Source organism: Dyella koreensis, assembly GCF_044904565.1.
GTDB classification, from domain to species: domain Bacteria; phylum Pseudomonadota; class Gammaproteobacteria; order Xanthomonadales; family Rhodanobacteraceae; genus Dyella_D; species Dyella_D koreensis.
Window position 1 is genome coordinate 462502 of sequence record NZ_JADIKD010000012.1, and the last position, 22883, is coordinate 485384.

General features: G+C 62.9%; 20 protein-coding genes. 11 read left to right on the plus strand and 9 right to left on the minus strand.

The window, feature by feature from the left end:
* Positions 1 to 5: 5 nt before the first annotated feature.
* The 4 genes from ISS97_RS17200 to ISS97_RS17215 all read right to left on the minus strand — a co-directional run bounded on the left by ISS97_RS17200 (position 6) and on the right by ISS97_RS17215 (position 2058).
* The gene (locus ISS97_RS17200) at positions 6 to 443 is read right to left on the minus strand and encodes a type IV pilus modification PilV family protein (protein WP_379983374.1); all 438 of its coding nucleotides are present in this window, start codon (positions 441 to 443) and stop codon (positions 6 to 8) included.
* Positions 440 to 1027, minus strand: a complete 588-nt coding sequence (locus ISS97_RS17205) for a GspH/FimT family pseudopilin (RefSeq protein WP_379983373.1) — start codon at positions 1025 to 1027, stop codon at positions 440 to 442. The genes ISS97_RS17200 and ISS97_RS17205 overlap by 4 nt, the downstream gene beginning before the upstream one ends.
* A complete protein-coding gene (locus ISS97_RS17210) occupies positions 1024 to 1488 on the minus strand; it encodes a type IV pilin protein (protein WP_379983372.1) in 465 nt (154 codons plus the stop codon). The genes ISS97_RS17205 and ISS97_RS17210 overlap by 4 nt, the downstream gene beginning before the upstream one ends.
* A 231-nt stretch (positions 1489 to 1719) precedes the next feature.
* On the minus strand, positions 1720 to 2058 hold the full coding sequence (locus ISS97_RS17215) for a hypothetical protein (protein ID WP_379983371.1): 339 nt from the start codon (positions 2056 to 2058) through the stop codon (positions 1720 to 1722).
* Positions 2059 to 2503: 445 nt separating this feature from the next.
* Here ISS97_RS17215 and ISS97_RS17220 point away from each other — a divergent pair, with 445 nt between their 5' ends.
* The 3 genes from ISS97_RS17220 to ISS97_RS17230 are packed head-to-tail and all read left to right on the plus strand — an operon-like array spanning position 2504 to position 4789.
* On the plus strand, positions 2504 to 3118 hold the full coding sequence (locus tag ISS97_RS17220; RefSeq protein ID WP_379983370.1) for a polysaccharide deacetylase family protein: 615 nt from the start codon (positions 2504 to 2506) through the stop codon (positions 3116 to 3118).
* Positions 3115 to 4308 (plus strand): glycosyltransferase family 4 protein, encoded by a 1194-nt coding sequence (locus ISS97_RS17225; RefSeq protein ID WP_379983369.1) that lies wholly within the window; start codon positions 3115 to 3117, stop codon positions 4306 to 4308. The genes ISS97_RS17220 and ISS97_RS17225 overlap by 4 nt, the downstream gene beginning before the upstream one ends.
* Complete coding sequence (locus ISS97_RS17230) at positions 4298 to 4789, plus strand: hypothetical protein (protein WP_379983368.1); 492 nt, start codon at positions 4298 to 4300, stop codon at positions 4787 to 4789. The genes ISS97_RS17225 and ISS97_RS17230 overlap by 11 nt, the downstream gene beginning before the upstream one ends.
* Here the strand turns inward: ISS97_RS17230 and ISS97_RS17235 are convergent.
* From ISS97_RS17235 to ISS97_RS17245, 3 genes are all read right to left on the minus strand, one after another.
* On the minus strand, positions 4740 to 5258 hold the full coding sequence (locus ISS97_RS17235; RefSeq protein WP_379983367.1) for an H-NS histone family protein: 519 nt from the start codon (positions 5256 to 5258) through the stop codon (positions 4740 to 4742). The two genes, ISS97_RS17230 and ISS97_RS17235, sit on opposite strands and share 50 nt — an antisense overlap.
* A gap of 94 nt (positions 5259 to 5352) precedes the next feature.
* Positions 5353 to 6735 (minus strand): TolC family protein, encoded by a 1383-nt coding sequence (locus ISS97_RS17240; RefSeq protein ID WP_379983366.1) that lies wholly within the window; start codon positions 6733 to 6735, stop codon positions 5353 to 5355.
* Positions 6736 to 7028: 293 nt separating this feature from the next.
* On the minus strand, positions 7029 to 8009 hold the full coding sequence (locus ISS97_RS17245; RefSeq protein ID WP_379983365.1) for a glycosyltransferase family 2 protein: 981 nt from the start codon (positions 8007 to 8009) through the stop codon (positions 7029 to 7031).
* A gap of 50 nt (positions 8010 to 8059) precedes the next feature.
* Between ISS97_RS17245 and ISS97_RS17250 the strand changes: the two genes are divergently transcribed.
* The 3 genes from ISS97_RS17250 to ISS97_RS17260 all read left to right on the plus strand — a co-directional run bounded on the left by ISS97_RS17250 (position 8060) and on the right by ISS97_RS17260 (position 11477).
* Complete coding sequence (locus tag ISS97_RS17250; protein ID WP_379983364.1) at positions 8060 to 8884, plus strand: ChbG/HpnK family deacetylase; 825 nt, start codon at positions 8060 to 8062, stop codon at positions 8882 to 8884.
* A gap of 388 nt (positions 8885 to 9272) precedes the next feature.
* Positions 9273 to 10028 (plus strand): HlyD family efflux transporter periplasmic adaptor subunit, encoded by a 756-nt coding sequence (locus ISS97_RS17255; RefSeq protein WP_379983363.1) that lies wholly within the window; start codon positions 9273 to 9275, stop codon positions 10026 to 10028.
* Positions 10029 to 10400: 372 nt separating this feature from the next.
* The gene (locus ISS97_RS17260) at positions 10401 to 11477 is read left to right on the plus strand and encodes a hypothetical protein (protein ID WP_379983362.1); all 1077 of its coding nucleotides are present in this window, start codon (positions 10401 to 10403) and stop codon (positions 11475 to 11477) included.
* 246 nt (positions 11478 to 11723) lie between these two features.
* Here the strand turns inward: ISS97_RS17260 and ISS97_RS17265 are convergent, their stop codons facing one another.
* A complete protein-coding gene (locus ISS97_RS17265; RefSeq protein WP_379983361.1) occupies positions 11724 to 12632 on the minus strand; it encodes a S8/S53 family peptidase in 909 nt (302 codons plus the stop codon).
* 708 nt (positions 12633 to 13340) lie between these two features.
* Here ISS97_RS17265 and ISS97_RS17270 point away from each other — a divergent pair.
* Positions 13341 to 14306 carry a fimbrial protein gene (locus ISS97_RS17270; RefSeq protein WP_379983360.1) on the plus strand — a complete coding sequence of 322 codons (966 nt, stop codon included), beginning with the start codon at positions 13341 to 13343 and terminating at the stop codon, positions 14304 to 14306.
* 98 nt (positions 14307 to 14404) lie between these two features.
* Here ISS97_RS17270 and ISS97_RS17275 read toward each other — a convergent pair whose 3' ends face one another.
* Positions 14405 to 15451 (minus strand): HlyD family secretion protein, encoded by a 1047-nt coding sequence (locus ISS97_RS17275; RefSeq protein ID WP_379983359.1) that lies wholly within the window; start codon positions 15449 to 15451, stop codon positions 14405 to 14407.
* A gap of 290 nt (positions 15452 to 15741) precedes the next feature.
* On the opposite strand from ISS97_RS17275, the gene ISS97_RS17280 reads away from it, so the two are divergent.
* The 4 genes from ISS97_RS17280 (at position 15742) to ISS97_RS17295 (ending at position 22881) form a co-directional block, all read left to right on the plus strand.
* The gene (locus ISS97_RS17280; protein ID WP_379983358.1) at positions 15742 to 17391 is read left to right on the plus strand and encodes a glycosyltransferase family 39 protein; all 1650 of its coding nucleotides are present in this window, start codon (positions 15742 to 15744) and stop codon (positions 17389 to 17391) included.
* A gap of 216 nt (positions 17392 to 17607) precedes the next feature.
* Positions 17608 to 18159, plus strand: coding sequence for a hypothetical protein (locus ISS97_RS17285; protein WP_379983357.1), 552 nt, complete (start codon positions 17608 to 17610; stop codon positions 18157 to 18159).
* 470 nt (positions 18160 to 18629) lie between these two features.
* Positions 18630 to 19790, plus strand: a complete 1161-nt coding sequence (locus ISS97_RS17290; protein WP_379983356.1) for an efflux RND transporter periplasmic adaptor subunit — start codon at positions 18630 to 18632, stop codon at positions 19788 to 19790.
* On the plus strand, positions 19783 to 22881 hold the full coding sequence (locus ISS97_RS17295; RefSeq protein ID WP_379983355.1) for an efflux RND transporter permease subunit: 3099 nt from the start codon (positions 19783 to 19785) through the stop codon (positions 22879 to 22881). Before ISS97_RS17290 ends, ISS97_RS17295 begins: the two co-directional genes overlap by 8 nt.
* Positions 22882 to 22883 lie beyond the last annotated feature (2 nt).

The following is a 22883-nucleotide window of genomic DNA, read 5'->3' on the forward strand; positions in this document are numbered from 1 at the left end:
CTGGCTCAGCGTGCGATATGGGTGGTGGAGACATAGCGGTGGTACGCGTCGTCACCGGGCGCACGCCAATAGAGCGTCACCGTGACGATGTTGTCGGCACTCACCTCGATGACCGGCGCCTTCTCGCGTACACCGGGAAGCCCTTGCGTCGCCGACAACGACGTGAGCGTGGCGGCCCAGGTCTTGTATTGCGCGCCCTCCGGACTTTTGAAGTTGGCGCTCAAGGTGCCGGGGTTTGACACCCACATCTGCGCCACGACCTGATCGACGGCCATGGCGGCATCGGAGCGATACTTCGCGTCGCGACTCAGTTTCGTCGCGGCGCTCTGCAACGCCACCATACCCACGATACCGATGGAGAAGATCACGATCGCAATCAGCGCGTCGAGCAAGACCACACCCTGCGAATGTCCGCCGGGCGAGCATCGACGCGCGGTCCTCACAGACACCCCTGTGGATTCGTAGTGATCCGGAGGGCGGGATCGCACAGACGAGTCATGCCACCTGCCGAGATGAGGATGACAAGTCGTCGACCGTCGGCACGGGCCGTATTCGCGTCTACCCGTTGGATCGCGGTCGCGCCCCAATCCAACGGGCGCCCCAGGGCGTTAAATGTCACGCCGGCCCCCGCTCGAATCATGTCGGTCAGTGCTATCGATACATCGCCGACCGACGTGCTGGCGCTGGGGTACACCTCTTGCGCGCCGCCGGCGGCCACGAAGCGCTGCAGCATGTTGTCGGCGCTAGCCTCCTGTGCCTTGTCGCAGGAAGGGGTACTAGCCAGCACGCACACCGTCCAGTCCGCGCCGGACGACTGAAATTCGAAACGCACGGGGGCCCCCCGGCTACTCGCTTCCACACGCGCGTAACGCAAGCCGTTCTGGATCGATTCGGCGGCCGTGCGGATGTGTGTGTTCCGCAGCCATTGCCGAAACGGCGGCACGCCCAACAACAGCAACGTGCCCAACACCGCCAGGGACACCAGCATTTCGATCAAAGTAAAACCGGCGCGCGCGTGGCCCATCATTGGCAACCGCCGCCCTTGCGCACGATCCAGCAACTGATCGGCGGCGCCCCCCACCCAGAAGGGACGGCTGAGGTTGCACGATCATTTTTTTCGTTGATCGTGAAAACGAAGCCATCGACTTGAGTGCCCGCTTTGCCAGTCGCGGTGGCCACATAGGCCTGCCCCGCTGTACTGCCCGCCGCCGGAGTGCAGGTCAAGGTGAAGTACGATAGGCCGGCGGGCCGTGCCACACCGCACTCGCTACCAGCACCGTACGTGCGGTTGTCCTGGTAGAACTGCTCCATTCCCGCGCGGTACGTCGCCAAGGCGTTGTACGCTTCGGTGAGCTTGCTTCGCCGAAGGTAGTCCGCGTACGACGGCAAAGCGATCATGGCCACGACAGCCACAATGGCCACGGTGACCATCAGTTCGACCAACGTAAAGCCGGTCGACCGATTACGCCGACGCCCCATGACGATCATGCTGCCCCCTTGCCCCTTATCGCTGCCCGGCGCATGCCAACGCCGTGAACCTTCGTGCCCACCGACGAGCAAACACCACCCTTGCCGCAGGTCATGTGTACCGCGGCGGGTGGGCGCGAGTGAATCTTCCCGGTCTTCGATGGATGCCGAATGGATGTCTGATGGAGGCCTTATGGAGAATGCCTCGCGAGGGCCTTCAGCCGCGGCATGGCGTGACCCAGGACACGCTGATCACGGCGGCCTGATTTCTGGTGATTCCCCCAAACGCACGACGCGAAACAGCGCTCCCGGCGGCCCCTGCCGCAAAGTGACGGAGGCACCCTGAGTCAAGGGGAAATGACGCAGCACCGATTCCACCGAACGAAAGAGCAACTCTGCGCTCGGCCCGTACATGAATAGGCGCAATGTGCCCTGACCGATGTCGTAGCCGTCAAACTCACCGGTATGCGCGTGATGGATCGCCGTGATCAATTCACCTTCGAGCACGCGCACGCTTTCCCTTAACAGGTGGGCATCCACTTCAACGATCACGGCTCTTACAACCACGGTCTGTGGCATAGCGAAGGACACACGAACCTCCGTGCAGTCAAACGAATCAGTTTGCTTCGTCCAAGGCCGGACGAGCGATCGCGCGCTGACGGCATGGCACACGCCAGCCGCATCGTCCACGCAGCGGATACGACATCGCCGATATCGCTCAAGTTTCCTTCAGAGCATGTTCTGGCGCGGGACGATGTGCATGCTCAAGCACTGAGAGCGAGGTGACGCAGGCCCTGCCATCGACAACAGGGATCCATCCCACCTCATCGCGTGTGTTCGACGCAACACGCACTGCCTTTCCATGTGCTCTCCATGCTTTTGCGTAGCGTTCACCTGATGAGCGCAGTCCTTTGAGGTGGTGACCGTGGACCGGAGTCCGAGCCCGACGTATCCCATTTTGACGTATCACCACATCACGCCGTCGCCTCATCGGTCCGACCGCTCCGCCATCTCACCGACCGGCTTTGCGCGACACATGTGGCTGCTGCGGCGACTCGGTTATGTCGGCCTGTCCCTGGCCATGGCACTGCCTTATTTGCGCGGTGAACGCGTGGGCCGCATCGCCATCCTCACGTTTGACGATAGCTACGTCGATACCCTCGAGCATGCATTGCCAGTGCTTTTGCATCGCGGGTTCAGCGCCACTTGTTACGCAGTGAGTCGGGCGATCGGTCAGGTCAAGACCTGGAACGTGGCGTCGGCAGGCTCCGGGCTTCTGCTGATGTCGGTCGATCAATTGATGTGGTGGCATCAGGCCGGCATGGAAATCGGTGCACAGACGCGTTCGCACGCACGGCTGACAGCGTGTACAGCGCGACAGTTGCGCAACGAAATCGCGGGCGGCCGACAGGAGCTTCAGCAGCGGCTGGGCGTGGCCGTCTCGCAATTTAGCTATCCCTTTGGTGAGGTCAACGACCGCATCGCCGCGACCGTTCGCGAGGCGGGCTTTGCCGCCGCCGTCACCGCCCGGCAAGGACGCGCCATCGTCGGCGGCGATCTCTGGCAATTGCCTCGTCTCGCTGTGGACCAACCGGCGCTGCTGCCGTTTGCGGCCAAACTTCTGACGCACCACGAGGAACGGCGTGCATGAGATTTCTGTTTGTGGGCACCTCCCCGGAGCACGGCGGCGCAGCCTCCCATTTCGTGACGCTCGCCCGTGCGCTCACAGAACGTGGCCACCGGGTCCACGCCGTCGTACATCCGCAGGGCGAGATCGCCCGGCACCTACGCGACTCGGCGGTCACCCTGCACGAGGGCACTTTCCGCAATGCCCTCGATCCGCGGGGCTATCGCGCGGTCTTCCAGACCGCGTGGCGCACGCAGCCTGATCTGCTGGTGACCGGCTTTGGTAAGGAGTACTGGCCGTTAATTTTGCTCAGCCGGCTGATCGACGTGCCGGTGACCTTGTTCCGTCATCGCCTTCCTCCGCTGCACGCCCTCTCCAACTACGGCCTTCCCCGCCTGGCCGACTATTTCGTAGCGGTTTCCCAATACGCGCGCCGCACCTACATCGCGCAAGGCGTGCCCGACAACTGCGTGCGGGTGCTGTACAACCCCGTCGACACCTCCCGTTGCCGTCCGCATGCCGAACAACGGCGCGCGGTGCTGCGCCGCCTGGGGCTGGACGAGGAGGTGATCCTGGTCGGCTATGCCGGCCAGATGCATGGAGGCAAAGGTATCTTCACGTTGCTGGAGGCGCTTCATGCCGCCATGGCGCGCGAACCGCGCCTGCATGGCCTTTGGTTGGGTGATGGCGAGGATGTGCTCACGTGGCGCCGGCAGATTGAAGCGCACGGCATGGAGGCTCGCCATCATCACCTGGGATGGGTGTCGGATATGTCAGCGTTCTATCCCGCGATGACCCTGCTGGCCTTCCCGTCCGTGCAGCCGGAGACGTTTGGCCGATCGGCGGCGGAGGCGCAAGCCGCTGGGGTGGTGGTCCTGGGCAGCGACCTGGGGGGGATCCCCGAAACCCTTCAACCCAACACCACGGGGCTACTCCTTCCCGCAGGGGACGTGGAGGCCTGGCGCGACGCGATCCTGGCGATGTGCGATCCCGTACGTCGGCGACCGTTGGCGGCCGCCGGCCGCGCGTTCGTCCAGCAACAGTTCGACGCCCATCGCATTGCCGATGCGTTCGTGCACATGGTCACGCCTCACGCTCGACGTCCGTTACGCACCTCCGTCACACGGAGCGTGGATGCACCATCCGTGCGAAGGCCACGATCGGCCCGCTCCAAGCCGCAAGGCGGCCGACGGAGAACCAACGATGAGACGTGACCCACCCGCCAGCATTCCGAACTACCCCAACGCCGAGGCGCAGCTCGCCAGCTTCATCGCGAAATATCCTCCGGCGATCGCCGCGCTGGGCACCGAGGTGCGGCTTCGCTTCCGCCGCCGCTACCCCACCGCGATCGAGCTGGTGTACGACAACTACGACGCCTTGGTATTAGCGCTCAGTCCCACGGAGCGACCGTCGGATGCCATCTTCTCGATCGTGTTCCATCCGCTCGAAATCCAAGTGTGCTTCCTTCAGGTCAAAAAAGGCTTTTACGATCCGGAGCATCGCTTGCAAGGACGGGGACGCATCGCTAAACACCTCACGCTCACCAATTCTGCTCCGTTGGACGAGCCCGCTGTCGACGCCTTGATGCGTCAAGCCATTCGGCGCGCGAAGGCCCCTTTTGCCACCGATGGTTTGCCGCGTCTCATTATCCGTTATGTGGCAGCGCTTCAACGCCCCCGTCGCCTCGATCAATAACCAGTCGCCGGCACGAGGTGCCTTGTTGGCGATATTCAAGGATCAAGGCCACTGCACGCGCCACGTCATCCGGCACCAACAGCGGCGGGGTGGATGACAACGCCGAGGGCAGCCGCGCCCTATTGCCATCGATCCCTGTCGATGCGGCATTGATCCTAAATTCGTGCAAAGACGCCCCCGTCGTTTTCAAGGCCTCCGTGAGCCATCGCGGTGGACGGCCGTGCCCTGACCAGGTGCGCCACGGATCGGTCGGATGGCGATATCTGGGAATGCCCGCATCCAACTGACGCCAGTGGCTGTACTCCGGAAAAATATCCCACCAATGCAACCGTTCCGCCATGATCATGGCATCGATCCGTCGCCGCAACGCCGCGATGCGGCACTTCCGCTTGATCTTGAGACAGGCTGCGACACGGGCGACAACGATGCGACGCTCGGCGGGCGGCAGCCGCAGTAAACCAGTTCTCATCGCGTATCCTCCATGCGAGTCGCGAGATCACTCGTGGCACAAGGAAACACGCGACAGGACGGCGCGACGGCACGGGGGAAGGCGTAAGTCACCATCATGGCGCCCCCGCGGCGACCGGCGTCAACGAACGCGGATCCGGTGAAGAAGCCGGCCATGGAGCACCGCCCAAGGCCTTGTAGAGCGTGACGTACGCGATGCCGCGTGCGGCGCGTGCCGTAATCACATCGAGCGCCGCCCGCTGCTCTTCGATCAGGCCGTCCTGCACGTCCAGTCCACTCGCCAACCCCAGCGTCGCGCGTCGGCGCATCGCGTTGGCGCTGACTTGAACGGCACGGGCACCACGCGATGCGGCACGTTCCCGTTGACCGGCCTGCTCCAGTTCGTCCAGGGCGATCTCCGTCTCGGCCACACCCTGGAGGACCGCCTGCCGGTAAGCGAGCAACGCCGCCTGCAGCTCATGATCCTTCGCATGTGCGTTGGCAACGCGACGCCCCCAGTCGAACAACGGAATATCGATGGCCGGCCCGGCGGAAAAAATGCTTTCACCCGTCCGCGTCCGCGATCGGTTCGTCGCGACATTGACCGACCACTGCAAGGACGTACCCAACCCCACGCGCGGGTACATCTCAGCGCGACTCAAGCCCAGTTCGCCGGCGGTCCGCAGGACCTCCGCTTCCGCCAGGGCGATTTCGGGACGCGTTCGCAACATGTCGGCAGGCGCAGAGGTGAGATGCCACTCCCCCAAGGACGGCTGAGGGCCAGCATCCAACCAACCGGTATCGGGTTCGTTCTGCCCCACCAAGACGGCCAGCTGTTGCGCACTGCGGGTGATGGCCTGGCGCGCGTCCGCGTGCGCGATCTCAAGATGCGCCAGTTCGGCCTGGACGCGGGCCAGGTCGACCGGTGATGCCAGTTTCAGGCGGTGACGCACCTCCAGCAGACGTTGCTTCTCTTCCCACGCCACTTGCATGGTGTCGAGCGTCTGCGCCTGCTGCTGCGCGGCGCGCAACTCCAGCCAGCGGCGAACGACCTCGGCGACCAAGGACACACGGGCACCCCGCCATTGCGCCTGGGCCGACTGCGCCTGCCCTTGGGCTACCCGCTGCGCACTCTGCCACGCACCAAACAGTGGCAACTCCCACCGTGCGTCGAAGCCCATCAGGAAATACGAAGCGCTCGTATCCGGATTGATCACATCGTTGGTACGGACATGAAGCGCCGGCAGCTGGGCATCGTGCGCGTGCGCCACTAGGGTACGCGCCGCCCGCAGCCGTGCTGCGGCCTGCGCGACCTCCAAGTTATCAGCGAGGGCGCGATCCACCAACGCATTGAGTTGCGCATCGCCAAAGGCGTGCCACCACACACGCAGATCCGCCGGGGCCGGTGTCGCATCCGGCGGCAGATGATGCCAAGTTGCGGGAACGGCGGGCGGGCCAGGCAAGGTCGGCACCGAGGCACAACCGGCCAGTGTGACCATCGTCAACACCAGTGCCAGGAATCCACTCGTCCTGTGGACACATCGTCGACTCGTACCGTTGGCCCGCCACAACCAGCCACCGACGGCTCCAGCCATACGGTCACCACGAGCAAATGTTGTACGCATGCAATCGACGGCCCCGCCTTCTCTGGTGGGAGCCATAAATCACGCCGACGTACGTATTGGATGGACCTTGGATGGAGATTTGATGGATATACACACCCTCATCCGAAGACCAGCCCTTCACGCCTCAATAGGATGCGCACGCGAAGCGACGAGAATAAGGTTGGCGATCACACGCCGTGGCGACGAGGCAACTTGACGGTACTGGATTGATCCATGCCGTAACGCTGTCGAATCAGGTACAGCGGACGCCCCTTCACCTCGTTGAAGATGCGTCCGATGTAGGCGCCCACGATGCCCAAGGAGAGCAGTTGGACGCCACCGAGAAAAGCCACGACCAACAGCATAAGCTCCCCATGGCTGATCACGGCATGAAGAAAGAGCGCGCCGAAGGCTCGCACGAATCCGTAGAGGATCGCCACGGTCATCAAACCGCCCCCCGTCAGGCCAATCCATTGGAGTGGACGCTGCGAGAACGCAAAGAGGCCATCCATGGCCAAGGCCAGCAGCGCACGAAACTTCCATTTGCTCTGGTCGTTCTCGCGCCCAGACTCGCGGTAGAACAACGCGGCTTGACGAAAACCGATCCAGGCAAAGATGCCTTTCATGAAGCGCGTGCGCTCCGGCATCCGCCGAATCGCCGCCACCACATCACGATCCAACAAGCGAAAATCGCCGGCTTCTGGCGGTAGGCGCACGTCCGACAACCAACGAAAGAGCCGATAGAACAGCTTCCGCCCCCAACGACGACTCGACCGAGCCTCCTGCCGCGATCGTCGCGTCATGTAAACCACGTCGTAGCCACTGCGCCACTCCGCCACCATCGCGGGCAGCATTTCCGGTGGATGCTGCAGATCCCCATCCATCAGCACGACCGCGTCGGTATGGCAGTGATCCATACCGGCGGTCAGGGCGTACTCCTTGCCGAAATTGCGACTGAGCTCGATGATCTTGATACGCGACTCGAGGGAATGCGCCGCGATCAATTGCGTCAGTGTGTTGTCTTCACTGCCATCGTCCACGCAGATAATCTGCCACTGCACGTCCATAGTGCGCAGCACATGCATCAAGCGATCCAGGAAGAAGCGAACCTGAGCCCCTTCGTTGAACAAGGGGACGACCACGGCCAGGGTGGGGGAATTCGTCGACATCAGTGGATCGCTCCGCGACGTTCCTGCCCTGCCTCACCGCGAGATGGTTTATGAAAAAACGAGGACTGGTGTTGACCGCCGATGACTTCGGTATCGCTCCGGGCGTGAGCCGAGCTATCTGCGAACTGCTGGAGTTGGGCCACCTGTCGGCCACTGGTTGCATGGTGGTCTCGCCGCATTTCCCAACGACAGCGCCGTGGTTGCGTCCCTATCTGGATCGGGCCGATATCGGGCTGCACGTCACGTTGACGCATGACCGTTCGTTGCCAAGCCTGATGCGCGATGCATTCTTGCACCGGCTGGATCCGCTCACCATACGAAGCGCTATCGAAACCCAGGTGCAGCGATTCGAACAAGCGCTGGGGCGTCCTCCAGCCTATCTGGATGGACACCACCACGTGCATCAGTTGCCGTTGGTGAGCGAAGTGGTCGTGGATGTCGCCACGCGTCTGGGGGCCTATGTGCGCGTTACGGACGAGGCCCTGAAGACCATTGGTCAGGTCGGTGTAGCGTGCGGCAAGGCCGCCCTCCTCTCGGCCTTGGCCCGCCCCTTCGCCCGCGAAGTTCACGCCCGTGGCCTGCAACGCAATCATGGGTTTCGCGGCGCCCGTCCCGCCTCCACTCGGCGACCCTTTCGCGATCTCTTCCGTCGCATGATCCGACAGGCGCCCGCGGGAACCATCCTGATGTGCCATCCGGGGCACATTGATGCCGCGCTGCGCGCTGCGGACACGCTCGTCGACAGCCGTGAGGAAGAATTTCGCTACTTGGCCAGCACGGCTCTGTCGGACGATCTCACGACCGAAGGCCTGTCGTTGGCTCGGCTCGTGGACGCCCTCAGCGAGGGTGGCCCAACGGGCCACGGCCGATCGTGAATTTCTGGTCTGCATAAGGCTGCCCTCAAGACACTAACGCAGTGAGGGCCTCGCCCTGGTGCGCAAGACGGCACGCTAACGAAGAACGATGGATAGATCGTCGCTCGATCGTGGGGAACCGATGAACAAAGCCGAGGCGGGAAGCCGGCCGATACCAGCAACGTGTTCAGACCGTGTCGGAGCCGATGTTCCGTTTGACTGGACCAGCAGTCACGGCCTCCACACCGTTCACACGCATTCGAAACACGGTGTCCATCCTCACGCTTACGATGATGCAGGGGCATCCCCCGTGATGCCATCGTGAGTCTTCACTATGCGCATGCGCCGAATGCCTGAGGTCGGACCGCACGAGCGGCCGACCCGGCGCGCTCGATGGATGGCAGGCACCATGAGCGTGTCGGTGTTGCTGAGCCTACTGGGCATGTTCGCGTACCGCGACACCACCTTGGTGCAGGTGGAGGGCGTCATCGTGCGCCACTGCCATCATTGGGTGGTGACCTCCCCTGTGGACGGGACAGTCACCCAACTGCCGATCACTACAGGGGGGCGAGTGGTGGCAGGACAGCCCCTCGCACTGGTCTTCGGCCCGCCCACGCCGCCTTCGTCCTTCACGCCAGTCCGCGACGAGCGGGCGTCCCCACGTCTCCAACTGCGTCACGCCCCCACCGATGGCATCGTGGCGTACACGCACGTGCAACCGGGCCAGCCAGTCACTGCGCAACAGCCGCTACTGACGTTATGGCCTGCCCCTTCCGAACGCATAGTCGCCTTCGTGCTCCCCAGGTCAACGATCACCGACTTCCAACCGGGCGACACCGTCATTTTGCGATTTCCTGATCAGCCCACGTGGCACCCTCAGACCGGTCGTATCCGCGACGTGGGAGGCGGAGGCTCTAGTCCGGACGACACAACCGCCATGCCTCTCGAGCCCGAGGCGCAGGTGCTCGTCGGGCTCGAGAGGGACATGCCTTGGTCCACGACGGGACGTCGCACTGTGCGGGCCAATGTCGATGTCCTGGTACGCCGCCGGCATCGCTGGGCGGATCTGGGTGTCCAGGCGCTCGACTGGGCGGCCAAGGAATTGCTGCATAACCTCATTCGGCCGATTACGGAACTACCGGACGCCATCGAAGCTTCAGCATGATCCGCCCCATCACCTTCGTCCGCTTGCCGGGACGCCCTGGGCGATCCCGCGTGCCGGTTGGGCCACTCCGTGAGCGAAGACCGCCGCTGTGATGCCCCTTTACGGATACCGTCAAACTGACTTCGTTATGTCTGCATGTCGCGGCGGCCTGCGCGCCGAAAGAGCCACCTCGGCCATAAGGCCTAAGCACTGGATTTCAGCACCCTCTGGGTGTTGACTCTAGCGAGCATCCCGCCGCGTTCGCAACGAACGTGGCGGTAGCGTCGACGGAAGAAATCCGTCGCAAGGGGATCGTACTGACCTTCCACGCAACCCGCAGCGCGTTGCCGAAGGCTTGTTGCGCGCTGCTCGGACAAAGGGATGGGGGTGGTTATGCGTTATGGAACGGCATGGATGATGTTGGCGCTTTGCGCGCTGGTGATGAGTGGTTGCACTGCCGCAGTCAAATCTCATCGTGTTGGATTCAATACTTACGCGTCATCCGGTTTGGTCTATCACCTGCCCCTAAAGCTCCTGAAGCTACAGGTGACCGTCGAAGGCACGAAGCAAACACCAGACGTCCTGCTAAGCGAGGCTTATGGCGACCCGTCCTCAACGTATGTCCTGGAGGTGAGCCGCAGTCAATTTGGCGACAACGCACTCGACATAGGCATCAGCGAAAAGGGGCTTCTTTCCACGGCAGACGCGCAAACCACGAGCAGAGCGGATGATGTATTGAAGAACGTGGCATCACTTGCGGCCTCAAGTGCGCTTATGGCGGAGCATATCAAGGGAATACCAAAGAACCAGACCGGAGTTCCATCTGGCAAGTGCATCGGCGATGGCATCTACTCCGTCCTGATCGATGTTCGTTCGCCGGGCGCAGCTCTGTGCGAGATTGAGTTCCAAATCATTCCCCTCGGTCCCGACGCCACGTTGAATCGCGATGACGCCAATAATCCCGTCGGCAATCAGGACAAGCACGCCGCAGACATTTGCACTGCACCGGATGCTCGACCGAATGACTGTCGACAGGTCAATGGGATCTACTATCGCCAGTTCGCGCCGTTTCAAATCATTGCGACCAGGGGCAACGATGATGACAACCCCTCGGGGTTTCTAGTGATGGCACCGGACCCTCGACAGGTCAACATGCTTCCGGTACCGAGCAGTCTGTTTGCGGACAACCACACCTACATCAAACTGGTCGATGGGATGCCCATTGAGTACAAGCCCACCGTGAACAGCGAAGTGGTTGGTGTACTGAAGATTCCTGCGGATGTCATCGGCGCGTACTTTGGCGCCATCGGCAATCTGTTCAAAGCCTTCGGCGACAGTAAGTCAGCTCAAGCATCGGCGCTCGGTGATGTGGCCGCCTTGAAGTTGAAGCAATACAAGACGGATCTATGCCTTAAAGCCATCGCCAGCCGGGATGACAAGAGTGTATCAACGGCATGCACATCTCCATGAAGCGGCCTACCGACCATCCCTGCCAGCAATCGCCTGCTGCACATCGATGCTTTTCGCGGGCATTCGGGTAGCCTGTTGAATACGTTGGCCCAGCCTCGTCTTCCATCAGGGATGGGGACCAGGGCAACGGAAGGCCCTGCCGCTCGACCTGACAGCGAGATGATGTCGCTGCCGATACTCCCTCTCACTCAGGGGACCTACCATAACGACCTACCGGCAGCCGGCAAGCGGGCTCACGCTTAGACCTTAACCTTCATCGCTTGCAGAAACGGCCGGACACACCACCGACGGCGGTTGCGGCGGATCCTTCACGCGTTGATCGGCGACCACCACCTCGCTTCCGTTGACCTTAGCCCGAGCGATAGCAAGACCCAGAGCGCTGGTGGCCGAACACGTGCCGGCTTTGCGCCACCCGAAATAGATGCGGCGGACAGGGTGTGACGTATCCGCCATGCCGTCGACATGCCCCCCGGACACCCAGACGATCGCATCCGCGAGGTCCGAGACATAGCCGCTACAACGATAAGAAGCGTGACGGGAGTTGGGCCTGGCAGCGCCGACGTGCCTGGCATGATCCGAGCTAGGCCGCGCCTCCAAAGCGGTGTAGCTAACCTCGCGTATCGATGGCGTGCGCGCCATGGCATCAATGCATTCCAAGGTGATGCGGTGCGCGATGTGTTGCGTCTTCTCGCCCGGCAGCACCCAAGAGACTCGGGAGCGTGACGCGCTATCAATCATCGGCAACGATAGGTCGGGCTCCACATAGGCCACCGCGGGATACGTGGCTAGCGCTTGAATGAACGTGTGTGCTTCCACCGGATCCAGTTGACGCGACGTGACAATCAGCATCCCACCGGTCGCCAACATCCGTTGAAAATTGATCCGCAGAGGAGGTGACCTCACCGCACTCGACCGGTGGTTCGGCGCTATCAGGCCGACCCGCCTGGCGACGTCCTTCGCATAACGAACCGTGGCCGCGGGGCTGTAATGCTCTTTGTCCGATTCCCGGAAATGGATGATAAAGCGGTCGTAGTGACCATCCGCGACCACTCCAGAGAGATCGAAATTGACCACCGGCGGCCGCCCCATCGCGGACGGAAAGGCCAGGAGCGACAACGTTACCCAGATGACGAGCTGACAGGCAGTGCGGCACATATGACAGTTTCACAAGACAGGTCAGGAGAGATCCTTGCCGCAACGATGCGAACGGCAGCGCATGGCCAGATCAAGCGTTGACGATCGCTGACATGGTCAATGCCCCATGGGTCCTTTCCCGTGGCTAGATAAACAGGGTTGCATGGAAGGACCATGGATGCTCAGCGCAATATCCATGGACGGAGGTCCATCCACTTTATTTCTGTGGACAACCGCCAATGATCGCCCCTATGTGCGACAAGCGAAGGGGCCCTCCTCCAAACAACGGTCGCGTCGCTGAGGAGCAACGGACTTCACCAGCGAATTGGGGACAGAACACTCCAGTGCGCAGGCCGGTCATTCTCCCGACATCTCACGTCGCTGACAAATCCTGTCGCCTGGCGCGAAATCATCATCCACACAATCTCCACGATTCATGAAGGTGATCTCCATCTTTGTGGACAAAATGACGCTGCCGTGGAGCGTCGGGGGACACAGGCGCTCTCTGTCCTCTGTGGAGGGCGCCTAAGAGCTAGTGATGATTGATCTCGTGACAATGAATAGGTATGCCGCGAGATGGTGTTCGATCGCTCCACGGCTTTCGTTGATCGGGGTGTGAAATCCGCGCGGGTCGCAAGGCTGGTGCGGGTGGGCGAACGCGCGCGCCGGTGGCATCGTCGTAGCGGTGGGATGCCGCGATCAGGGCATCGCCGCGCAAGAGGATTACGCATGTATTTCGCCACCCGGCCCACGGTCCGGTTTCTGGTCGCGATGCTTCTGCTACTGGGTGGGGCGCTAGGTGCGCGCCCCTCATCCGCGGCCTGTTTCAATACGGGGGGCGACATCGCGCGCGTCGAGTTCACGCCGCCCGCCTCCCTTACGGTGCCTTTCGGTGCACCGATAGGGAGCGTGATCTATCGCTCGCCCACGACAGCTCCACTCACGACCACTCAATTACTGTGCTCACCCAATACCTCGCACGGCCTTCAGAATGCCGTAGGTGACTCGCCCGCGGCAGGCAGCGTGATCTTCCCCACCGCCGTGGCCGGCGTGGGTTATCGCCTCCGGTTGAGTGGTCCAAACGCCTCCGTGGGACCTTACCCCTGCTGTCGCACTCGAGGCGCATGGTCTTTCGTCAATGTCACCGCGTCCGCCAATCTGGAACTTGTCAAAACAGGACCGATCGCCAATGGCGCCGTCCTCACGGCCGGCCCGCTCGCGCATTGGCTTTTCGATGATGAACTCCGCGCGGAACAATTCAGCCTAGGCAACGCCATCACCCTGGTCGCGCCAGCCTGCGCCGTCAACACGAAGGACATCGCAGTGACCTTGCCACCCTTATCGAACACCGCCTTTCAGGGCGTCGGAAGCGCCCCTGGAGACACGCCCTTCGCGATCCTGCTGCAGTGTACCGGCGGCACCACCCTGGCCATTACCCTGGATACGAATCTTCCTCAGGGAAGTACCGCAGGCGTCATTGCGCCACCGCCGCAAACGGGCGCTGCAGCCAACATTGGAGTCCAGATCCTGGATCAGTCGTTGACCCCCGTGAATTTTGGCACCCTGAAAACGGTCGGCACGACGCCCGACGGCCTACTGAGCCTGCCCTATCACGCACGTTACTTTCAGACCGACACCCCGGCAGGTACAGGAGTAGTCACGGCGTCGGCCACATTTACGCTGTCCTATCCCTAGGCGAATGTGTCGTCCGCGTCGACGCGAACATCCACGATACCGGCACGCGCGCGCCGGCTTCGACACGGCCGCGTCCTGAAAGGCTGCACCGTCTTCGGCTAACGACGAAAATGCACCCGTACCCGCTGACCCACGCGCCAAGTTGGCGGCGGCGGCTGATCAAAGACCAAGACGCACTCGACGATGCGCGCACGCGCACGCGTCGCCGGCTCGCCCAGGGTGCCGGGGCCAAGCACCGCCCCAAGCCGTCGGACGTGAGCACGAAGTGCCGGCACCCCCTGCCCGCTTTCATCCATGATGTCAGCGGCCTGACCTTCTCGCACGGCCGCAAGATAAGACTCCTGAAGCTCGGCGCGCACGAAGGGCTCGGTGTTCGGCAACAACACAAACGCAGGACCCGAGTGTGCAGAGACCGTCGTGCCGGGCTGAATCCGGCGACGTATCACCACCGCGTCGACTGGCGCCGATAGACGATGTTGGGCTAGGTCGTGACGGGCGGCGGCGAGCGCCTGAGCGGCCTGGGTCACCGCCGCCTTAGCGCGCTCCAACTCCCCCCGCTCCTGAAGTACGCGCTCCTGTGCCTCATCGACATGTCGTGCGTCCTCGGCGCCCACTGCTGCAGCTTGCGTTAGTCGCACAAGATGTCGCGCCGCGACCGTCACGCGTTGCTGCGAATGGCGCTGTTGCATCGTCGCCCGACGATGCCCCAATTCGGCCATCCGTACCTTTAGACGCGCAGACTCAGCATCGAGTGCGGCAAGCAACTGCCCCTGACGAACATGCTGCCCTTCCATCGCCGTCACCTCGACCACCGTGCCGTCACGTGGTGCGCTCAGCTTGACCAGTCCGCCTTCGACGTCGATACGTCCTCTGGCCATCGCAACCAGTGTCGAGGCGTGGGCGCTGCTTTGATCACCACCGAGCGTATGACGCGAACAGCTGACGGTCGACCCCAGCAGAAGACTAGCGAACAAGACCCAGCTAAAGCAGCGCGGCAACCCAGCGATGGATGCATCTCGCCTCTCCGCGGGATGGTCATCGCCACGATCGTTTCGGAGGAAGAGGCCATACCACCCTAGGGCGACCGCCGATCGGGAGTCACGAGAAGGGATCGCTCCAAGGCGCGCCGGTATCAGCGCATCCACGGTACATATCCCTCGACGGGGAAGATGCTTCACGGTGCTCCCATAAGGTGTACGGTCAAAACAGTTCACGGCTTGCCTCATCGAAGATCGTCGTCAGCGGAGCCTATGCACCGCACTTCGCCGCGCTTTCAGCCTAGCGAGAGAGATGACCAATTCACGTTGAAACGATGGAGGACCCATGGAGGGCCAATAGGCGGCTAATGCCTCTGCAAGCGGTCCATCCAATCTCCATCGATCGTCGCTAGTCTCGCCGCGCGGGCGAAACCGCTATCGATGGCGAGGATCGTGGCATGGGCGCGTCGAAGGGTTCGGAACGGACACACGCATCTCCTTCGTCGCCGGAACGGCCATGGATACCATCGGATTTCCGCACCGCAAGCCTCAACGATCGCCTTGCGCTCATGGTCTTGGCGCTCGTGGCGGTGATGGTCGCCCTGACCTTCCAGGACTATGGCATCACCTGGGACGAGGAATTACAGGCCACCTACGGCCAGTTGCTGTGGCGCTTCTATGCAAGCGGCTTTCAGGACACCGCCGCTTTCCACTACCAAAATCTGTACCTCTATGGCGGGCTGTTTGATTTAGTGGCGACCGCCCTTTGCCGTGTCTCGCCCTTGGGCGAGTACGAAACCCGCCATCTGCTGGGCGGCGCGGTGGGGCTTCTGGGTCTGGCCGGCACCTGGGCCTTGGCGCGTCGTCTGCACGGCCCGCGCGCGGGCCTGCTCGCCCTCAGCCTGCTGGCCGTGACGCCCCTCTACTACGGCCACATGTTTTTCAATGCGAAAGACGTGCCGTTTGCCTGCGGCATGGTGTGGTCGCTCTATAGCCTGGTTCGGCTGATCGAGGCCTTTCCGCGTCCGCCGTTTGCGCGGCTCGCGGCTTTTGGGGTGATCAGCGGCCTGACACTGGCCACCCGGGTCGGCGCCGTGCTGCTCTACGGCTACCTTGCCGTCGCCTGGGCGGCTTACGCGCTGAGGCGACTACCGCAGACACCGGGGATTGCACCGATTCGCCCGCTGCAAGACGGGATACGACTTCTTCTGATCCTTCCCATCAGCTATGGCGCCATGGTGCTCGGATGGCCTTGGGCCATCGCCTCGTGGCTGAACCCCCTCCAGGCGCTCCGCGCCTTCGCGCATTTCGACTGGCCCGGGCTGGTCTTGATTCAGGGGCAGTGGCTGCCCGCCGCTGCGTTGCCTTGGCATTACCTGCTGCTGTTCTTCGTCATCCAGTTGCCCGAACTGCTCCTGCTCGGTTTGGGTGCAGCCTTAGCCGTACTCGTCTGGCCAAGACGTCTGCGATGCGGCCCACCGGATTTGCGCGTGGGTATTGTGGCCCTGGCGGCCCTGTTTCCCCTGGTGCATTTCATCCTCGCCCGCCCCACCGCCTATCACACGGTGCGGCACTATCTCTTTGTGATTCCTCCCTTGTGCGTGCTCGCGGCGGTGGGGCTGGATCGACTCTGGCAATGGCTCCGCGACCGCCTAGCGAGGCCCAAAATCAACAGCCTCCGTGCGGTGTGGTGCCTGGCCCTGGTGATTCAAGCGGTACGCATGGTGACGCTGCACCCCAACGAATACATCTACTACAACGCCTTCGTTGGCGGTGTCACCGGCGCCAACGACCGCTTTGAACTCGATTACTGGGGTAGCTCCCTCAAAGAAGCGACGCGCCAACTGACCGCCCTGGTCGCGCAGGAAGACGCACAGCGTCCGATCGGCCGCGCCTACCGCGTCGCCGTGGGTGGCCATCCCCTGTCGGTCAGTTATTTCCTTCCCTCCCATTTCGCTCTGAGCACCGACGTGGAGCACGCCGATTTTGTCGTCAGCCTCACGGAGTCCCACATGGATGTCACGATGCCGGGAATTACCGTCGCGACCGTGGCGCGTGAAGGCGCCGTGCTTGCCGTCGTCAAGGATCATCGCCCCCATCGCCCTTGAGTCGGCCCGTAGACCATCGTTCCCTCATCGAGCGTAGGCACTTTGTGCACGCAATATCCATCTTGCTCGCTACAGTCCGCGATGCATTCCTGCCCATCGACACGTGGTCCATGGTGTTGTTCGAAGGCGCGCCCTCGATGTTTCAAGCACTAGGGCCGCACATCGACCAGGGCGGGCGTCGTCATCGATCACCGAAACTCTGGCTGGATTACGAGCATGTCCTTCCCCCTCCTGCTACGTCACTCTGCGGCAGCGCTTAGTCAGCGCATCCCCTGGCCCAGCACGCGGCATCTCACTCGCGCCGATGTTGTGGCGGCGGATCCGTACTTGGTTCGTTTTGCCATCAGCGCCGATCCGAACCTGACCATCGCGACAGCGAGTGTCATGCTGGCCCTTCGGCCACGCCGGGTGGACATCGTTCCGGAGCGCCTTCGCATGACGCTTAAACCGGCGCGTTCCAATCGCCAGTTGCACGAGCCACCGCTATCGACGACGTACTGGCGTATCGAAAGCGCCGATGTCGCTGTGTTCATGCAGGTACAGACCTTGCTCCAAGCGCACGAGCTATGGGAACACTACGACGAGGCACGGTTGATCATCGACCTCCGCACCAGGGACACCGACGGCGGTGCGCCACGTTCAGCCCAGGTGTCGATCTATGCGCAAATGAATTTTCAGTCGAGATTCCAGCGCATCTTGAAACACGTGCCGATACCTACCGTGCCGACCACCAACCTGTCAGACATGCCGTTTGCGCTGCTTACGTAACGGACCGTCGATACGCGACGCGCCGAAGTCAGGCCCGTCCGTCCCTACCGAGATCTATGGACATTCACTCTAGCCACGCTGTCGGCATCGGCCAGAACCGAATGCCGGTAATGCACCACGCATCAAGAGCCTGTGGCGACCCTCGGCGGTCGGCCGACGCCTCTCTCGACTAGGGGGCGTCCGGCCCACTTCGGACGGTCGACCGAGGCACCGTCAGGAGACCATGAGCCGTGAAGCTCTTCCATCGTTTTGTCCGTCGACACATCGCCGATACCGGCTTCATTCGAGGCCGTCGTGAAGTTCGTGGCCGTTCGCGGCCCATCATCTTGCCAGCACCATGGGTGCTGTCCGTGGTGAGTGGCAGGCTGCGGCGTGCCCCGATCCCCAGCCCGACCACTGGCCATCGCCGCGATGGACTTACGGCGCCCGTTTCACCGATCGATTCGGCGCGCCCACTCGCCACGAGGGGAATGACTCGCGATCACCGACCACGACGGGAGAACCTCAGGCGGTTCCATTCGTGCAAGGCCCTGCTCACCCTGATGGTCATGCTGCTGGGACCGGCCTTGCTGAGCGCATGCTCCCGCACCCCGCTGCCCCCAGCGACCACACCAATCGTCATCCATGACCAAGGCATTCTGCGTGTGCCGGAGAAATCACCGCTGCGTGCACGACTGAAAGTGCAGACGGTAACGCTGCATGCAGCGCCGCACGCCCTGTCGGTGCCAGCCATGATCGAAGCGGACCCGGCGCACACGGTGAACGTGCTGGCACCGCTGACCGGCCGCGTGGTGGAACTCAAGGTAGGGCTGGGCGACCATGTGAAGCGCGGCCAGGTGGTGGCGGTGATCGCCTCGGGCGATTATGCGCAAGCGGTGTCCGATCAGCAGAAGGCCGCCGACGCGCTGGCCCTGGCAAAAAAAGCACTGGATCGCGCCGAAGGCGTGCAGCAAGCCGGCGGCGGCGCGCAGAAGGATCTCGAAGCCGCGCGCAGCGCGTTCAACCAGACACAGGCGGAATACGGCCGCACGCAGACGCGGCTCGCCTCGCTGAGTGGTGCGGCGGTCAAGGGCGATGTACGCCGTATGGCCGTGGTGTCGCCCGCGAACGGCAGCATCACCGCGCTGTCCACCGCGGTAGGCGCGTTTGCCAACGACGTCAACGCGGTGCTGATGACGGTGACCGACCTGGGCCACGTATGGGTGACCGCCCATGTCGCCGAGAACGAATCCGCACTAGTCACACCCGGTCTGTCGGCCGATGTGGTGTTACCGGCACTGCCGGGCCGGCATGTCCAGGGTACCGTGCAGTCGGTGAGTGACGTGCTCGATGCCGACTCACGTCGTGTCAAGGCGCGCATCGTGGTTCCGAATATCGACGGCGCACTCAAGGCCAACATGTTCGCCACGGCCGTGTTTCGCGTAGCGCAGCCGAAGGCGTTGCTGGTGCCGCAATCGGCGCTACTGATGAACAACGACAGCGTCACCGTCTTCGTCGAAGTGTCGCCGTGGGCGTTTGCGCGCCGCACGGTGGAGCTCGGCCTGGACGAGGGTGAGCAGGCGCGCATCATCAAGGGCCTCACGCCCGGCGAACGCGTGGTGGTGGCCGGTGGAGTGCTGATCAATGATTGATAAGCTCATCGCCTGGTGCCTGCATAAGCGGGCGCTGGTGTTCGGTATCGCCATCCTGGTCATGATTTACGGCCACTACGCGTGGACGCAGTTGGCGGTGGAGGCTTATCCGGACCTCAGCGACGTCACCGCGCAGGTCACCACTCAGGTGCCCGGCCTGGCCGCCCAGGAAATCGAACAGCAGATCACCATTCCCCTGGAGCGCGCTTTGGCCGGCACGCCCGGTCTAGTGTCGATGCGCTCTAGCAGTACTTTTGGTCTGTCGCTGATCACCCTGGTGTTTCGCGATGGCGCAGAGGATTACTGGTCGCGCCAGCGTGTGATGGAACGCATTGCCGGCGTCACCCTGCCGGCCGGTGTCACGCCTGCGCTCGATCCCGTGTCCGGACCCGTCGGTGAGATCTATCGCTACACGCTGGAGTCCGACACCAGGAACCTGATGGAGCTGTCGGAGATCCAGCGCTGGAAAGTGATCCCCGCGTTGCAGCAGGTGTCCGGTGTCGCGAATGTCGACAACTTCGGCGGCTTCACCAAAGAGTTCCAGCTCGAAGTGGATCCGCAGAAGCTGCTGCAGTACGGCGTCGGTATGAACGACGTGATCACCGCGATCAGCGCCAACAACACCAACGCCGGTGGTGGCCGCGTGACACGCGGCGAGCAGTCGTATGTGATCCGCAGTGAGGGCCTGATGCGCTCGCTCAAGGACATGGGCGACATTGTGGTGACCCAGCACAACGGCAACCCGATCCGTGTACGCGATCTCGGCAAGCTGCAGTACGGCCACCAGATCCGCGAAGGCATCCTGGGAAAGAACGGTAACCCGGACACGATCCAGGGCGTTGTCGATCTGCTCAAGTACGAGAATCCCTCCAAGGTGCTCACAGGAATTCACGCCAAGGTCGACGCGTTGAACCAGCAGTTGGCGGCACAGGATGTGCGCATCGTGCCTCATATCGATCGCGGCGATCTGGTGCAGGCCACGGTGAGCAAGGTCTCGCATACGGTGATTGAGGGCGTGGCGCTGGTCTGCTTCGTGCTGATCCTGTTTCTTGGCAGCCCGCGCAGCGCACTGGTGGCAGCGGTGACCATTCCGTTCGCGCTGGTGACGGTGTTCATCGTGATGCACTTCTTCAAAATGCCGGCCAACCTGTTCTCGCTCGGCGCGATCGACTTCGGCGTGATCGTGGACGGCGCGATCGTGGTCACCGAGGCGATCCTGCGCAAACGCGAGGCACGACCGGACGCGTATCTGCACGAGACCGACGTGCTCAGTGCGACCAAGCAGGTGGCGCGCCCGATCTTCTTCGCCACCCTGATCATCATCACGGCCTATGCGCCGCTGCTCGCGTTCCAGCGCGCTGAAGGCAAGCTGTTCTCGCCGATGGCGTACACCGTGGGTTACGCCCTGCTCGGCGCACTGCTGTGCGCGATCACCTTGGTGCCGGCACTGGCCTGGCTGGCGCTGCGCCAGCCACGCAAGATGCTTCACAACAAGCCGTTGGAACGCCTCCAAGCCGCGTATCGCCGGGCGCTGGAGCGGCTGCTCGATCGCCGCCGCATCATCTACACCGTTGCCGGCATCGCGCTGGCCGCGGTGATCGCTCTGGGGGCGAGTATTGGTCGCGAGTTCCTGCCCGAGCTGGACGAAGGTTCCTTGTGGCTGCAGGTGCAGCTACCCAGCGGCTTGTCGCTAGAGAAAGCGAGCGAGATGGCCAGCGAGTACCGTCGCGTGGTGGGCGAATTCCCCGAAGTGAGTCACGTGGTTACCCAACTGGGGCGCAACGGCACGGGTACGGATCCCTGGACGCCGTCGCACATCGAGTCGAGCGTTGGCCTCAAACCCTATGACGCGTGGCCATCGGGCGAGAGCAAGGCGGACTTCGTGCGCCGGCTCCACGCGCGCCTGCAGCAAATCCCGGGCATCAGCGCCAGCATCAGCCAGCCGATCATCGACAACCAAAACGACTTGTTGGGCGGCGCGCACAGTCCGTTGGTGTTGCGTATCTACGGCGACGACTACCAAGAGCTGCGCCGTATCGGCGGCGCGATCGTCGACGCGCTGAAAACCGTGCGAGGCACGGCCGACGCCTCCCTCTTCCAGGGGCCACCCAGCCCTCAATTGACCGTGACAGTGGATCGTGACGCCGCCGCACGCTACGGCATCAACGTCGCGGACATCAACACGCTGATCCAGACCGGCGTGGGTGGTTCGGCGGTGACACGGGCTTATGTGGAGGATCGCGTCTACAACGTTACGGCCCGTCTATCACCTCAGGTGACCGCGCAGCCGGAAACGCTGGGTCAACTCACCCTGACGTCGCCGTCCGGCGCGCGCGTGCCGCTGGCCATGGTGACCAAAATCACGCTGCAGACCGCGGAGAGCACCATCGCCCATCAGGGCGGCAAGCGCCAGCTCACCGTGCGCGTCGCCAACCGCGATCGCGCGTTGTCCGAGTATCTGGCCGACGCGCAGGACACAATCGGCAAGGCCGTTCACTTCGACGCCCAGCAGTACCACCTGGAGTGGGCCGGCCAGTTCGAAAACCAGCAGCGCGCGCAAGCCCGTCTGGTGCTCGTGATGGGCCTGGTGCTCGCGATGATGGCGGTATTGCTGTTCGCCGAATTCGGCAATCTGCGCCAGGCCTTGCTGGTACTCGCGGTGGTGCCGCTGGCGGCCTTGGGCGGCCTGATTTCGCTGCACCTCAAGGGTGAGACCCTGAACATCGCCACGGCGGTGGGCTTTATCGCACTGTTCGGCGTGGCGGTGCAGAACGGCATCATCATGGTGGCCAACTTCAACCGCATGCGACGCGAAGGCCACGGCGTGCGTGATGCGGTGCTGTTGGGCGCCACCGAGCGTTTCCGCCCGGTACTGATGACTGCCACGGTAGCCAGCGTCGGCATGCTGCCCGCGGCGCTCGCCACCGGCATCGGCACGGACGTACAACGCGGACTCGCCACGGTGGTGGTGGGCGGCCTGGTGATCGCGACCCTGCTCACGCTCTTCATTCTGCCCGCGCTCTACGACGCACTCGAGCATGTCGTCGAGCGCCGTCGTCGGTGTCATTCACAGCCGGCGAAGGAGATCTGATC

Coding starts and splice junctions, on each gene's coding strand:
- ISS97_RS17290 (WP_379983356.1), top strand. CDS start 18,630: ATGACTCGCGATCACCGACCACGACGGGAGAACCTCAGGCGGTTCCAT.
- ISS97_RS17295 (WP_379983355.1), top strand. CDS start 19,783: ATGATTGATAAGCTCATCGCCTGGTGCCTGCATAAGCGGGCGCTGGTG.
- ISS97_RS17240 (WP_379983366.1), bottom strand. CDS start 6,735: ATGGTCACACTGGCCGGTTGTGCCTCGGTGCCGACCTTGCCTGGCCCG.
- ISS97_RS17280 (WP_379983358.1), top strand. CDS start 15,742: ATGGGCGCGTCGAAGGGTTCGGAACGGACACACGCATCTCCTTCGTCG.
- ISS97_RS17265 (WP_379983361.1), bottom strand. CDS start 12,632: ATGTGCCGCACTGCCTGTCAGCTCGTCATCTGGGTAACGTTGTCGCTC.
- ISS97_RS17250 (WP_379983364.1), top strand. CDS start 8,060: ATGAAAAAACGAGGACTGGTGTTGACCGCCGATGACTTCGGTATCGCT.
- ISS97_RS17285 (WP_379983357.1), top strand. CDS start 17,608: ATGTCCTTCCCCCTCCTGCTACGTCACTCTGCGGCAGCGCTTAGTCAG.
- ISS97_RS17230 (WP_379983368.1), top strand. CDS start 4,298: ATGAGACGTGACCCACCCGCCAGCATTCCGAACTACCCCAACGCCGAG.
- ISS97_RS17255 (WP_379983363.1), top strand. CDS start 9,273: ATGAGCGTGTCGGTGTTGCTGAGCCTACTGGGCATGTTCGCGTACCGC.
- ISS97_RS17245 (WP_379983365.1), bottom strand. CDS start 8,009: ATGTCGACGAATTCCCCCACCCTGGCCGTGGTCGTCCCCTTGTTCAAC.
- ISS97_RS17220 (WP_379983370.1), top strand. CDS start 2,504: ATGTGGCTGCTGCGGCGACTCGGTTATGTCGGCCTGTCCCTGGCCATG.
- ISS97_RS17260 (WP_379983362.1), top strand. CDS start 10,401: ATGCGTTATGGAACGGCATGGATGATGTTGGCGCTTTGCGCGCTGGTG.
- ISS97_RS17225 (WP_379983369.1), top strand. CDS start 3,115: ATGAGATTTCTGTTTGTGGGCACCTCCCCGGAGCACGGCGGCGCAGCC.
- ISS97_RS17210 (WP_379983372.1), bottom strand. CDS start 1,488: ATGATCGTCATGGGGCGTCGGCGTAATCGGTCGACCGGCTTTACGTTG.
- ISS97_RS17205 (WP_379983373.1), bottom strand. CDS start 1,027: ATGATGGGCCACGCGCGCGCCGGTTTTACTTTGATCGAAATGCTGGTG.
- ISS97_RS17270 (WP_379983360.1), top strand. CDS start 13,341: ATGTATTTCGCCACCCGGCCCACGGTCCGGTTTCTGGTCGCGATGCTT.
- ISS97_RS17235 (WP_379983367.1), bottom strand. CDS start 5,258: ATGAGAACTGGTTTACTGCGGCTGCCGCCCGCCGAGCGTCGCATCGTT.